The 13,186-nt window shown below is 72.4% G+C and carries 7 protein-coding genes; 5 read left to right on the top strand and 2 right to left on the bottom strand.

The features are described 5' to 3' along the window. A partial coding sequence (locus FL311_RS33430; RefSeq protein WP_141331666.1) for an esterase family protein occupies nt 1-742 on the top strand: 742 nt, incomplete at its 5' end. A 167-nt stretch (nt 743-909) separates the two neighbouring features. Further along, nucleotides 910-1,530 carry a hypothetical protein gene (locus tag FL311_RS33435; RefSeq protein ID WP_141331668.1) on the top strand — a complete coding sequence of 207 codons (621 nt, stop codon included), beginning with the start codon at nt 910-912 and terminating at the stop codon, nt 1,528-1,530. A 131-nt stretch (nt 1,531-1,661) separates the two neighbouring features. Here the strand turns inward: FL311_RS33435 and FL311_RS33440 are convergent, their stop codons facing one another. Beyond that, nucleotides 1,662-2,294 (bottom strand): hypothetical protein, encoded by a 633-nt coding sequence (locus FL311_RS33440; protein WP_141331670.1) that lies wholly within the window; start codon nt 2,292-2,294, stop codon nt 1,662-1,664. A gap of 37 nt (nt 2,295-2,331) precedes the next feature. On the opposite strand from FL311_RS33440, the gene FL311_RS33445 reads away from it, so the two are divergent. The 3 genes from FL311_RS33445 to FL311_RS33455 all read left to right on the top strand — a co-directional run bounded on the left by FL311_RS33445 (nt 2,332) and on the right by FL311_RS33455 (nt 8,429). After that, entirely contained in the window at nt 2,332-5,835 is a 3,504-nt protein-coding gene (locus FL311_RS33445; protein WP_141331672.1) for a HEAT repeat domain-containing protein, read from the top strand. A gap of 210 nt (nt 5,836-6,045) precedes the next feature. Further along, complete coding sequence (locus tag FL311_RS33450) at nt 6,046-7,458, top strand: reverse transcriptase family protein (RefSeq protein ID WP_141331674.1); 1,413 nt, start codon at nt 6,046-6,048, stop codon at nt 7,456-7,458. Then, a complete protein-coding gene (locus FL311_RS33455) occupies nt 7,455-8,429 on the top strand; it encodes a TIGR02996 domain-containing protein (protein WP_141331676.1) in 975 nt (324 codons plus the stop codon). The genes FL311_RS33450 and FL311_RS33455 overlap by 4 nt, the downstream gene beginning before the upstream one ends. A gap of 61 nt (nt 8,430-8,490) precedes the next feature. Here FL311_RS33455 and FL311_RS33460 read toward each other — a convergent pair whose 3' ends face one another. After that, a complete protein-coding gene (locus tag FL311_RS33460) occupies nt 8,491-12,840 on the bottom strand; it encodes an RCC1 domain-containing protein (protein ID WP_141331678.1) in 4,350 nt (1,449 codons plus the stop codon). Nucleotides 12,841-13,186: the final 346 nt, after the last annotated feature.

Raw genomic sequence — 13,186 nt, forward strand, 5'->3', positions numbered from 1 at the left:
CGCCCTCCCCTCGCGCAGGCCCCGAGGCCTCCCCCGAGGCCGCGTCACCCGGCACCGCGTGGACATGTCCGACACGGGCCTGACGGGCCAGCGCACCGTGCACCTGTACGCCCCGCCGACCAAGGGGCCCGTGCCGCTGGTGGTGGTGCTCGACGGCGAGGAGTACCTGCGCCGCGTGCGGCTGCCGGAGCTGGTGGACACGCTCATCGCCGATGGCCGCATGCGCCCCATCGCCCTGGCGCTCGTCTCCCACGGCGGCCCCATGCGCGACGTGGAGTACGCGTGCAGCGAGTACACGGTGGGCCTGTTGGTGTGGAAGGTGCTGCCCCTGGCCCGCGAGCACCTGTCCCTGGTGGACGAGCGCCACCACCCGGGCGCCCATGGGGTGCTGGGCTCGTCGCTGGGCGGACTGATGTCGCTCTTCATCGGCCTGCGCGCGCCGGAGACCTTCGGGCGGGTGCTGTCCCAGTCGGGCGCCTTCGTGGTGGAAAACCACGAGTTCGTCGTCTTCGACCTGGCGCGGCAGGTGCCCCGCCGCCCGCTGGAGGTGTGGATGAGCTGCGGCCGGTTCGAAGGGCTGCTGGAGGGAAACCAACGCATCGCCCCCCTGTTGAGGGCCAGCGGCCACCGGGTGGAGGACCGGGAGTACAGCGGAGGTCACAACTACACGGCCTGGCGGGATGACGTGGTGCGTGGGCTGGAGTGCCTGTTCCCTCCCACCCCCGCCGCCAAACGCCGGTAGTTGCTGAACGAATTGGATTGTCTACCGGTGGTCATTCGACTCGCGCACAGTCGACGGAGGAGCCACCTTCAGGCTGGACGCAACTGGCGCCGGGGGCGTCCGATAACTTCCCTGAGACTTCCCGGAGCCATGTCAGCACCGGCTCGCAGTCTTCCTGGAGCGCACGCATGTCGCGCATTGATGGTGGAAACCGTTCGTCGTCGCCGAAGAGCTCCCTGCCGGAGCGCTCCAGCACGGAGCGGGCGGATTCCGCCGCCAACAAGGGCGTGCAGCAGAGCCCCGGAAAGAAGGACGCCCAGGCAACTCGCGCGGTGAGCCCGTTCCAGGGGCGCAGCGACTTCGAGCCGGACCGCCGTCCGACGCCTCGCGCCACGCCGGCGGTGGCGCTGGGGGGTGGCCCGCTGACGCCCGCCGCCTCCGAGGCCTCGGCCATCGCCGGGGCGGACGCGGAGCTGGAGCTGCTCTCGGAGTTCTCCGACGCGGACGCGCAGGGCGGCATGGCCTCCGCGATGCTGCACGCGCACGCGGACGAGCCCGCCTCGCAGGCCCGCATCGTCGAGCGGCTGAAGCAGGATGGCCGGCTGGAGTCGCTCTTCGGCGAGGTGTTCCGCGAGGGCAACCCGTACGTCGAGCAGCCGCACCGGGCCGCCGTGGTCCGCGCGCTCGACACCGCGATGGCGCGGGGCACCGTGACGAGCGACGACCTGCGCTCGTTCACCCGCGGCGCCTACGCGCAGGAGTGGCGGCAGATCGGCTCCGAGCTGTCCGCTCCGGACACGAAGCCGTAGTCCCACGGGCGAGGGGCTATCGCCCCTCCGAGCCGCGACGGTGGCGATGAGCGCACGCGTTGCCCGACCCCGGCGGACCGCGCCGTTCCTCGACAATCAGCGTTGGGCGCGGACGAAGTGCCCTGCCCGACTCAGGCCCCGAGCCGTCCGACGAGCGCGCCGCGAACCGCGTTGGAGACCGCGCGCGCCTGCTTCGTGAGCTCCTCGGGCATCCAGTAGTAGAGCAGCCTGCCGTCCGTCTCGACCTGGGCGCGGACGAAGCGCATGCCCTGGACCTCCGCGTGCTCCTGGCTCGCGGGCAGGCACTGCTTGCACAGACACGGCAGGGCCGAGCCCTCCTGGTGCGCGGTGAGATTGAGGGGGCCTGCGCCCGCGCTGGAGAGGAGCAGCTCCACGTCTCCCGCGGTGAGCGTGCGCGGCGTCTGGAGCGACATGCCCAGCGCGCCCTTCGCGGCCTGGATTCCCTTGCCAGACTCGAAGCGCAGCTTGGGGATGGCGGTGGTGACGTCGGTGATGGGCACGCGGTTCTTGCGGCCCACCCAGCCGTCGTCATCCAGGGACAGCCCTTCGAGCACGGCGACGAGCCACAGGGCCTCGTCAGGGGGCCGCACGGTGACGAGGAAGAGGCGACCGCCATTCTCGAGCGGCGCCAGGTGCTTGCTCTGACTGCGATAGCGGTCCGTGGGCAGCACCTTGCCGGGAGACAGACCGACGGCCTCCTTCTCGAAAATCGCCTTGCTGATGATGGCCAGCATGTCGGGCATGTCCGCAGTGTACCAGGGCGCATAGAGTCCGCGGGCGATGCTCGACTGGGACCTGGCCACCGTGCGGTTGCTCGACGAGGACGTCACGGTGCGGCGCGAGGCGGCGGGCACCGTCGACGGCTCGCGGCTCGACGGGCGCTACGCGCTGAGGCAGGCGCTGCTCACGGACGAGGACGCGCAGGTGCGCGCCATCGCCGCGCGGCGACTGGGGGACGCGCGGGACGGACGCTTCGCGCCCGCGCTCCTGGAGTCACTCGGAGACGCCATGCCGATGGTGCGGGACAGGGCGTGGCGCGCGCTCGCGCGGCTGGGGGCGAAGGACCTGCTCGCGCCCGCGACGCGGGCCGTGCGGCAGGAGCCCGTGTGGTGGGTGCGGCGGGCCGCGGTGCGCGCCTCGGCCTCCGTCGCGGGGGCGGACGCCGTGGAGGTGTTGCTGGCGGCGCTGGAGGACCCGTTCTGGCGCGTGCGCCACGCGTCGGTGCAGGCCCTGGCGTGGCTGGGCGCGGAGGACGAAGCCCTGCGGCAAGAGGTCCGGCAGGCCGCGGCGAGACACACCCAAGGCCCCGTGCGCGCGGCGGTGGCGTGGCTGGAGTCCGAGTGGAACACCGGCGCGCGGGACGACGTCCCGCTCCCCGCGCCGCTCGTGGCTCCCGCGGTGGCGCCCGGAGCCGAGCCTCTCTCCAGCGAGGACCCGGCGGTGACCACCGCGCGGCTGGAGGCACGCTCCGCCGAGTCCGTCTCCGCGCGTGAGCTGGTGGAGTGGCTGGGAGATCCACATGAGCCACTGCGTGCACTCGCGCGGCGGCGGTTGAGGGAGCGGAAGGACGTCGAGGCCATCCGCCTCGCGATGCGCTGGCTGGACGAGCCGCGTGTCCCGCATGCGCGCGAAGAGGCGCAGGCGTTGCTCGACCGACCGACCGTGGATGAGGTCGCGCTCGCTAAAAGAGTCCTCGAGTCCCTCCCTAAGCCCAGGCCCGGTGCGTTGGCGTGGGCCGGGCTCATCGCGGTGAAGCACGGTCTCCAGGACCCCGTGTCCCAGCTTCGTGCCTGGATGGCGCATCCGGACGCCGCGTACCGCCGCGCCGCGCTCGGTGCGCTCGTGCATGCTCCGGCGCATCGTCGCGACGTGTTGAATGCACTCGGCGACGGGGACGAGACGGTGCGCGAGGAGGTCATCGCGGCGTGGGAGCAACGGCCCAAGGCCCGCGCCGCGTTCGACGACTTCGTCGAGGCGCTGATGGCCTTCGCGCCCAAGGCACGGACGGCGAGAGAGCGCAGGGCCGTTGCCTCCGCCGCGGCCCATCAGCAGGACCTCGACGTGCTCCGACAGTTCGCATGGGACGAGGACTCCGCGACGAGCGCGACGGCCCTGGCCGCGTTGTCCGTGCTGGGTGGGCTCAGCGACGCGGAGCGACAGCAGGCCCGTGCCCACGAAGACCCGTGGCTGCGAGCCGCCGTGCTGGACGTGGACGACGCCGCACACGTCTGTCTCCACGACGCCGACGCCACCGTGCGACGCCAGGCACTGGAGTGGGTGCTCACACACGCACGTGAGCTCGCTGACGAAGGCCCCGCAACCGAGATGCTCGCACGCGGCGACTCACCCGGCGCTGGGATGCGCACCCGAGCAACGGGCCATCCCTCGTCCGAGGACAACGACGCCCCAGCGCCCCAGTCCACCGAAGAGTTCGCACGCAACGGTTCGCGTGCGCCAAGGAAGAGAGCCCACTCCAGGGAGCCGCTCTCCACCGAGTGCGATGAGGCCCTTGCGCCAGAGGCGCTCACACGCAGCGGTCCGCCTGCTCCAGCGATGCGCACTCACCCCGCTGCGAGAAATGAGACTTCAGCGCCCGAGGCGCTCACACGCAGCGGTCCGCCTGCTCCAGCGATGCGGACTCACCCCGCTGCGAGAAATGAGACTTCAGCGCCCAAGGCGCTCACACGCAGCGGTCCGCCTGCTCCAGCGATGCGGACTCACCCCGCTGCGAGAAATGAGACTTCAGCGCCCGAGGCGCTCACACGCAGCGGTCCGCCTGCGCCAGCGATGCGCACTCACCCCGCTGCGAGAAATGAGACCTCAGCGCCCGAGGCGCTCACACGCAGTGGCCCGCCTGACGCGTGGATGCAATCCCGCCCCGCCGAGCGGCCCTCGCCCGAGAGCGCTGAAGCCCCCGCTCTCGATACCGTCGTGGCCCTCGCCTGCTGCGGCTCACCGGACCCGTGGATACGTGCCCGCGCCGCGGAGCACCTCTCGCCCGAGGGCGGAGACACGGAACTGCGCGCGCTCCTGTGCCTGTCACGCGACACCGAGCTCATGGTCCGCACGGCGGCGGCCTCGCCCCTGGAGTCCTGTGAGACGCTCGACGCCCGCCTCGACGCGCTCCTTCGCCAGCCCGCCACGGACGACACCGTGGACCTGCGCATCGCCGCGTGGACGTGGCGCCTGCGTCGCGCGGACGACGACGCCTTCGCCCGACTCCGTGAGTCCCTCGGCGGCACCACCGAGTCCCCCCGCGTCGTCCCCCATCTGCGAGCCCTCGCGCTCACCTTCCCCGAGCCCCTCTTCGCGGACGAACCCGAGCTGGCACGTCAGCGCCCCACCACCTCCTCGCGCCCCCGGGAGCGCCCCGCGCCAAGGCCCTTCGTCCCACGAGCCAGCGCACGGCCACTCGGCCGCACGGGCCTGACGGTCTCTCCCCTCGTCCTCTCCGGCGCGCACCTCACCACGCGCGAGCCCTTCTTCGAGGCCCGCGACGCCGGCATCGACACGTTCTTCTGGGAGCCCCGCTACGCCGCGCTGACGCAGTTCCTCCGGGGAGGCCGGAGCACGCGCGAGCAGTCCGTCATCATCGCGGGCACCTACCACTCGGGCGCCGCCGCCATCCGTCGTGACGTGGAGTCCGCGCTGCGCCGTCTGCGCACCACCTGGCTCGATGTCTTCCTGCTCTTCTGGGTCCGCGCACCCGAGCGCCTCTCCGACGAGAACCACGCCGTGCTGGAGCAGCTCCGCGCGGAGGGCAAGCTGCGCGCCTTCGGCTTCTCCACGCACCTGAGAGACCTCGCGCGAGACGCCCTCGACCGACACGACTGGCCCGTGGTGATGACCCGCCACAGCGCCGCGCACCCGGGCGCCGAGGTCACCTTCCTCCCCGAGGCCCGACGCCGCGGCACCGGTGTCCTCACCTTCACCACCACCTCCTACGGCCGGCTGCTCAAGCCCATCCCCGGCGAGCCCCAGGACACGCCCCTCCCGACGGCCGTGGACTGCTACCGCTACTCCCTCTCCCAGCCGGGCGTCAGCGCGAGCCTCACCGCGCCGCGCAACCGACGCGAGCTGCTCCACAACCTCGACGTGCTGTCCCGCCCGTCCATGGAAGCCGACGCGCTGGGGGCCATGCGCGCCCACGGTGAGCGCGTGCGCGCCCAGGGACGACTCCTCGATTCCCTGGTGCGCCGGGCTCCCGGAGGCCCGCGCGAAGCGCTGCTCGCCCTGATGGACGAAGAGGGCCCGGCCGAGCTGGACGACCTTCCTTCATCGTGAAGGATGTGGTCAGCTTCGCTCCGCTCCTGGGGTCGCGTGCAGCCAGCCTTCCGTCCGCGATGTCACGTCGCGGCTGCCCATGACACCCATTGAAGGACGACGCGGTACGAGGTCCGCCTGGCGGGCTTCCCCGACCTCGTCCGCCTCTGCCGTGCAGGTGGCGGCGTCCCCAGGAGCGCGCAGTCTCATCGGTGGTCCCGGAGCACGTGAATGGACCTGGTCTCACTCCTCCTCGAGCTCAAGCCGTTGATGGAGGACCCCGAGGGGAACTTCAGCCGCATCACCGGTCTGCTCGAGCGCCACCAGGGTCTCGCCGAGTACGAGGTCGCCCGCTTCTACGTCAGCCGCCACTGGAGCCAGGCCGTCTCCCGTCGCCTCAACAGCCAGGACCCGCGCGAGCGCCTGGAGGCCGTGCGCCTCATCCCCCTGCTCTTCCCGCGCCTCATCGCCGCCGGGCACCTGCGTCGCCGCGTGAAGGACGCAGACACCCGCGTGGCCACCGCCGCGCGCGCCGCCGTGCGCAAGCTGGGCCTCGCGGACGTGTCCCTGCCCGACACGCGCATCGCGCCGCCGCGACGTCCCCGCCCCATGGCCCTGGGCGGCTGGAATCCCACCGGCTGGTTCTACGGCCTGTATCCCCACTCGCGCGGCAAGGTGAAGCAGAAGCCCGACCTCCCCGCGCTGCCGAAGCTCGAGAGCCGACAGGACGTGGCCCGCCTCGTGGGCGTGGAGGACTCGGAGCTGGAGGCGCTGATGCGCCCCGGCTCCGGCCCTGGCTCCGGCTACGTGGAGTTCGAGGCCCCCAAGCGCTCCGGTGGCGTGCGCCGCATCTGCGCGCCTCGCGAGAAGCTCAAGTCCGCGCAGCGCGCCCTGCTCGAGGGGCTGCTCGCGCACCTGCCCACGCATGACGCCGTGCACGGCTTCGTCCCAGGCCGCTCCACGGTGACGAATGCGAACGCCCACGTGGGCGCGAACGTCGTGGTGCGCGTGGACCTGGAGGACTTCTTCCCCACCGTGCACTACCGGCGCGTGAAGGGCCTCTTCGAGGCGTACGGTTACAACGACGAGGTGGCCTCCACGCTCGCGGGGCTCACCACCTGGCGCCCCACGCTGCCGGACGGCACCGTGGTGTGGCCGGGCGTGCTGCCGCAGGGCGCGCCGACCTCGCCCGCCATCGCCAACCTCGTCTGTCGCCGCATGGACGCGCGCCTGCACGCGCTGGCGACGAAGGCCGGCGCCGCGTACACGCGCTACGCGGACGACCTGTCCTTCTCCTTCGCGAAGCCGCCGGAGAAGCTGGGCCGCTTCTTCTGGTGGGTGAACGCCATCCTCCAGCAGGAGGGCTTCACGGAGAACGCCCCCAAGCGCCGTGTCATGCGACAAGCAGGGCGCCAGCGGGTGACGGGGCTCACCGTCAACCAGCGCGTGGCCATTCCCCGCGAGGAACGCCGCCGCTTCAAGGCCATCCTCGCCAACTGCCGCAAGCACGGCGTGGAGTCGCAGGCGCGCGGCCGTCCGGACTTCCCGGCGTATCTGGAGGGTTATGCCGCGTACGTGCGCATGGTGCACCCGGAGCTGGGCGCGCGCTGGCAGGCCGAGGTGAAGGAGCTGCTGGGACGATGAGCGACTTCGACACGCTGCTCTCGAAGGTGGTGCGGGCGCCCGACGACGACGCGGTGAGGCTCGCCTGCGCGGACGCGCTTCAAGCGGTGGACCCCGCGCGCGCCGAGTTCATCCGCGTGCAGCTCGCGCTGCCTGGACGCATGGACCCGGCCCGACGCAGGTCGCTCCAGCTGCGTCAGCGCGCGCTGCTCGACGAGCATGGCGCGGCCTGGCTCAAGCCCCTGCGCGACGCGCGCGTGCACGAGCCCACCTACCACCGGGGCTTCATCGAGGAGCTGGACCTCGCCGAGGACAAGCTGGCCCTGCACGGGCACGAGCTGTTCGCGCGGGAGCCGGTGTCGCGACTGTGCGTGGCGGTCCGGGACGGTGTGGGTCTGGGGCTCGCCGCCGAGCAGCCCTGGTTCTCCCAGGTGCGCTGGCTGCGGCTGAAGGGCTCGGGGGTCGACGCCGCGGTCCGGGCCCTGGTGTCCACGCCTCGCACGGAGCGACTGTCGGGGCTGGTGCTCGCGGGCGCCACGGACGCGTCCCTGCGCGCGCTCACGGAGCAGCCGGTGCTGCCAACGCTGCGCTCGGTGAGCTTCTCCAGCAGCGCGCTGTCGGACGAGGGCGCCGCGGTGCTCGCGAAGGCGACCGTCCCCTGGGAGCGGCTGTACCTGTCCGGGAGCGGCCTGTCCGACGACGGCGTGGCGACGCTCGCCCGCGCCAAGGGCCTGGAGACGCTCCAGTGGCTGGCGCTCAACCGCAATGACTTGAGCGATGAAGCGGCGGTGGCGCTCTCGAAGAGCAAGGGACTGCCCCGCCTGGAGCGACTGGAGCTGTCGCGCAACGAGGTCACCGAGGAGGGCGCGCTGGCGTTCCGCTCGCCCAAGTCCCTGCCGTCGCTGCGTCGCCTGGAGCTGCTCGACATCGGCCTGGACCCGGACGAACTGGCTCCGCTCATCAAGCGGCTGGGCCCCGGGCTGCGGTTCTGAGCTTCGGGCACGGCGCCCGGAGCGGTGGGTCCACACCCGCTCCGGACGACGAGGGCTCGACTCAGGGCAGGGACACGACGCCCGGCACGGCCCGCTGACCAGGGAGCCCCACGCCCAGCGTGCCGTGGAAGTTCGTGCCCCAGCTGCGCGCCTGTCCCTCCATGTCGAGGGCCACGGAGAACTCGCCGCCGCCCGACACCATCCTCGCGCCGGCGAGCCCCTTCACCGGCGTCGCCTCCAGCCGGTTGTCGCAGTCGTCCGTGCCCAGTTGCCCGTGCGAGTTGCGTCCCCACGTCCACACCTCGTCGCCCACGGCGAAGGAGTGGTAGGCGCCCGCGCCCAGGCGCTTCACCGCCGAGAGGCCCGGGACGGGCTCCGGGTAGATGCGCGTCGACAGGCTCCCATCGCCCAGCTGACCGTGGCTGTTGTCGCCCCAGGACCACACCGTCCCGTCGGAGCGCAGCGCCAGCGAGTGATAGCCCCCCGCCTGCACGGCGCTCACGCCCTCCAGGTCCATCACCTTCATGGGGGTCATCCGGTTGGTCGCCGTCCCCTCGCCGAGCTGCCCGTAGGCATTGTGGCCGCAGGCCCAGAGCGTCCCGTCGCCGCGCAGCACCAGCGAGTGGTGGTCACCACCCGACACGGCCACCGCGCCGTCGATGTCCACCATGCGCGTGGGCAACGCGCGCGCCTCGGCCGTGCCGTCGCCGAGCTGCCCGAAGACGTTGTAGCCCCAGCTCCACACGGCGCCGTCCGCGTCCACCGCGAGCGAGTGGTAGCTGCCCGCGGCGATGGCCACGACATTCAGGAGGCCGAGCACCTGCACCGGCCGCGTGTGGTTCGTCGTGGTGCCGTCGCCGAGCTGTCCGAAGACGTTGTTGCCCCACGCCCACACCGTGCCGTCCTCGGCCAGCGCCAGCGTGTGCCACGCGCCCGGAGCGACGTCGCGCATCTTCGTCAGGCCCTCCACCGTCGTGGGCATGGACCGGCTCTCCGTGGTGCCATCTCCGAGCTGCCCGTGGGAGTTGATGCCCCACGTCTGCACGGAGCCGTCGGCCAGCACCGCCGCGGCATGCTGATGCCAGGCGCGCACGGTGACCACGGGCGCGAAGTCCTTCGACGTCGGCAGCTTCACATCCACGGGCATCGTCCGCGGCCCGGACTCCACGTCACCCAGCTGGCCATACTCGTGGCTGCCCCAGGAGCGCACGCTCTCATCGCCCAGCAGCGCCAGCGTGTGCTGCTCACCGGCGACGACCTCCGCCACGTTGGACAGCTCCACCACCGGCACCGGCTTGAAGCGCAGGAAGTGCGTGCCGTCCCCCAACTGCCCGTAGCCGTTGTCGCCCCACCCCCACACCGAGCCGTCCTGGCTCAGCGCCATCACGTGATGCGCGCCCGCGGCCACCGCCTTGATGCCCGCGAGCAGCGGCACGGGCTTCGGTGTGCCGCGCGACTCGTTGGTGCCGTCGCCGAGCTGACCGCTGGTGTTCGCGCCCCACGCCCACACCGTGCCGTCACTCAGCACCGCCAGCGAGTAGGACAGCCCCGCGCTCACACCCGTCGCCGCCTCCAGGCCCTTCACCCGCATCGGCGTGGCACTGGACACCGTGCTCCCATCGCCGAGCTGCCCGCTGTCATTCGTCCCCCACGCCCACACCGCGCCGTCCGTGCCCACCGCGAGCGCATGCCCGACGCCCATCACCATCGAGGCGATGTTCGACGGACTCTTCAACGGCGCGGGTGTGGTGCGGTCCAGATGGGTGCCATCGCCCAGCTGTCCGCGCTCGTTGGCACCCCACGTCCACAGCGAGCCATCCGCGCGCAACGCCATCGACGCGTCACCGCCCGCGGCCACGGCCACCACACCCTGCAGGCCACTGACGGGGACCGGCGTGACACGCGGCTCGAGCGAGCCATCACCGAGCTGTCCACGCGCGTTCGCGCCCCACGCCCACACGGAGCCATCACACGCGAGCGCCAGCGAGTGCCGCGCCCCCGTCGCCACCGAGCGCGTGCACGGCAAGCCCTGCACGGCGATGGGCGCCGCGCGGTGCGTGGTGGTGCCATCCCCCAGCTGTCCGGACGTGTTCTGTCCCCACGCCAGCACCCCACCATCGGAGCGCACCAGCATCGAGTGCGAGCTGCCCGCCGACAGCCGCCGTCCCTGTCCCAGCCCCAGCACCAGGACGGGCTGCGCGCTCCACCCCACCGCGCCGAGGCCGAGCTGACCGAAGCGGTTGTAGCCCCACGTCAGGAGCCGCCCATCGCGGCGTACCGCGAGCACGTGCATGTAGTTGGCGCCGAGCACCTTCACCTGCGACATGCCGGGCACTCCACCGGGCACCACGCGCGACGCGATGCTTCCATCGCCGAGCTGGCCGTACGTGTTCGCGCCCCAGGAGCGAAGCGTCCCATCCTTCATCACCGCCATCGAGTGGTACTGGCCGCCGGACACCGACTCGACGCCCGTGAGCCCCGCCGTCTGCACCGGGCGGAAGCGGTCCGTCCACGAGCCGTCACCGAGCTGTCCGTCCGCGTTGTCGCCCCAGGCCCACACGGTGCCGTCGTCGCGGACCGCCAGCCCATGCGCCCCGCCCGCCGCGAGCCTCACCACGCGCGTCAGCCCCACCACCTGCACTGGCGCGACGCGCTGGGCTCCGGTCCCATCCCCGAGCTGCCCCTCGAAGCCGTCGCCCCACGCCCACACGGTGCCGTCCGAGCGCAGCGCCAGCGAGAAGTACGTGCCCGCGGCCACGGCCACCATGCCGGACAGGCCGGGCACCTGTATCGGAGTGAGGCGGTCCTTCGTCGTGCCGTCGCCGAGCTGCCCCACGCCGTTGTAGCCCCACGCCCAGACGGTGCCGTCCGCGCGCAGCGCCAGCACATGCCCGCCCCCCGCGGCCAGCGACGTCACCCCCTGGAGCCCCGCCACGGGCGCGGGGATGGCGCGGTCCCTCGTGGAGCCGTCGCCGAGCTGCCCGTTGGCGTTGCGCCCCCAGCTCCACACCGTGCCGTCCGAGCGCAGCGCGAGCGAGTGATGCCCGGACGCGGCGACGGAGACCATGGCGGTGAGGTTCGTCACCCGGACCGGCACGATGCGCTCGGTGGTGGTGCCGTCGCCGAGCTGCCCGTTGGCGTTGCGGCCCCAGCTCCACACCGAGCCATCCGACAGCGTGGCCAGGGAGTGGAAGCTGCCGGACGCGGCGGCGGTGACACCGGACAGGCGCGTGACGACCTCGGGTGACAGCAGGCGCTCCGCGCCACCATGGCCGAGCTGACCGGAGGCGCCGCCGCCCCACGTCCACAGCGTGCCGTCGGCGCGCAGCACCAGCGCATGCTGGGTTCCCGCGGACAGCTCCGTCACCGAGCCCAGCCCCTTCGTCTTCACCGGGAAGTTGCTGTCGTTCGTGGTGCCGTCGCCGAGCTGCCCCTGCGTGTTGCGGCCCCACGCGGCCACGGTGCCGTCCTGGAGCAGCACCAGCGAGCCGGCCTCCTGCGCGCTCACGGACCGGACGTGCTTCACGTCCAGCACCTGCATCGGCGTGGAGCGGTCCGCCCACGAACCGTCGCCGAGCTGCCCGGAGCCATTGCTGCCCCAGCTCCACACCGTGCCGTCCTTGCGCAGCGCGAGCGCGTGATAGAGGCCCGCGGCCACGGAGGTGACGCCGTCGAGCGAGAGCACCTGCTTGGGCAACAGGCGCTGGGTGGTGGTGCCATCGCCGAGCTGACCGGAGGCGTTCGCGCCCCACGCCCACACGGTGCCGTCCGAGCGCACGGCCAGGGAGAAGTCGAAGCCCGCCGCGAGCGCCACCACGTCCGTCAGGCCCACCACCTGCGCGGGCGAGGGGCCCTGCTGCGTGTGGCCTCGGCCGAGCTGTCCGTAGAAGTTGCTGCCCCACGCCCACACGGTGCCGTCCGCGCGCAGCGCGAGCGAGTGGAACTCGCCGGTGGCCACCGACACCACCTCGGAGAGGCCGGGCACCGGACGGGGCGTGGCGCGGTCGACGAGGGTGCCATCACCGAGCTGCCCGGAGGTGTTGCCGCCCCAGGACCACACGGTGCGGTCCGAGCGCAGCGCGAGCGAGTGGAGGTTGCCGGCCGAGACGGCGAGGACGTCCTTCAGTCCCGGCACCTGTCGGGCGAGGACGCGCTGGAAGGACATGCTGCCGGAGCCGAGCTGTCCGGACGCGTTGCCACCCCAGGCCCACACGGTGCCGAGCGGGGTGACGTAGAGCGAGTGCTGGCCACCGGCGGCGACCCGGGACGACGCGGCCTCCAGGGAGCGGGAGGTCCGCGCTTCGGGGAGGGCCTCGGGAGAGGGTGTACCGTCACATCCCGTTGCGAGCAGCAGGCCCAGCACCAGGAACAGTGGGAGACCCGCGCCCACCCTCAGGTTGTCCATCCTCATCACTCAGCCTCCAGCGAGAAGCGGCCGTCCATACATCGTGTCCTTGGGGAATGAGAAGCACGGAGCGTGAGCTTGCTCGCCCGGGCATGCACGTGACGTCGCGTCATCGGCCCGCGTCAGGAGGGACCCTGGTGCCTCCCGGGCGGGCAGGCGGGCCATGGGCGCACACGCCGGGGGATTCACGTTTCTTCACGGAGGAGCGCCTTGCGGCGCGTGGGGCTCGGGGGAGTATTGGGGGACATGGATTCACCGGCGCGCTTCATCGTCTTCGCGGTGCTCACGGGGCTCATCACCGTGGCCGTCCACATCTACCTGTATCGGCGCCTGTTCGCGGACACGCTGGAGG

The organism is Myxococcus sp. AB025B (assembly GCF_006518215.1).
Taxonomy (GTDB): domain Bacteria; phylum Myxococcota; class Myxococcia; order Myxococcales; family Myxococcaceae; genus Myxococcus; species Myxococcus fulvus.

Excerpts from the sequence above, each read along its gene's own strand:
- FL311_RS33435 (WP_141331668.1), top strand. The coding sequence starts at position 910 with ATGTCGCGCATTGATGGTGGAAACCGTTCGTCGTCGCCGAAGAGCTCC.
- FL311_RS33460 (WP_141331678.1), bottom strand. The coding sequence starts at position 12,840 with ATGAGGATGGACAACCTGAGGGTGGGCGCGGGTCTCCCACTGTTCCTG.
- FL311_RS33450 (WP_141331674.1), top strand. The coding sequence starts at position 6,046 with ATGGACCTGGTCTCACTCCTCCTCGAGCTCAAGCCGTTGATGGAGGAC.
- FL311_RS33440 (WP_141331670.1), bottom strand. The coding sequence starts at position 2,294 with ATGCCCGACATGCTGGCCATCATCAGCAAGGCGATTTTCGAGAAGGAG.
- FL311_RS33455 (WP_141331676.1), top strand. The coding sequence starts at position 7,455 with ATGAGCGACTTCGACACGCTGCTCTCGAAGGTGGTGCGGGCGCCCGAC.
- FL311_RS33445 (WP_141331672.1), top strand. The coding sequence starts at position 2,332 with ATGCTCGACTGGGACCTGGCCACCGTGCGGTTGCTCGACGAGGACGTC.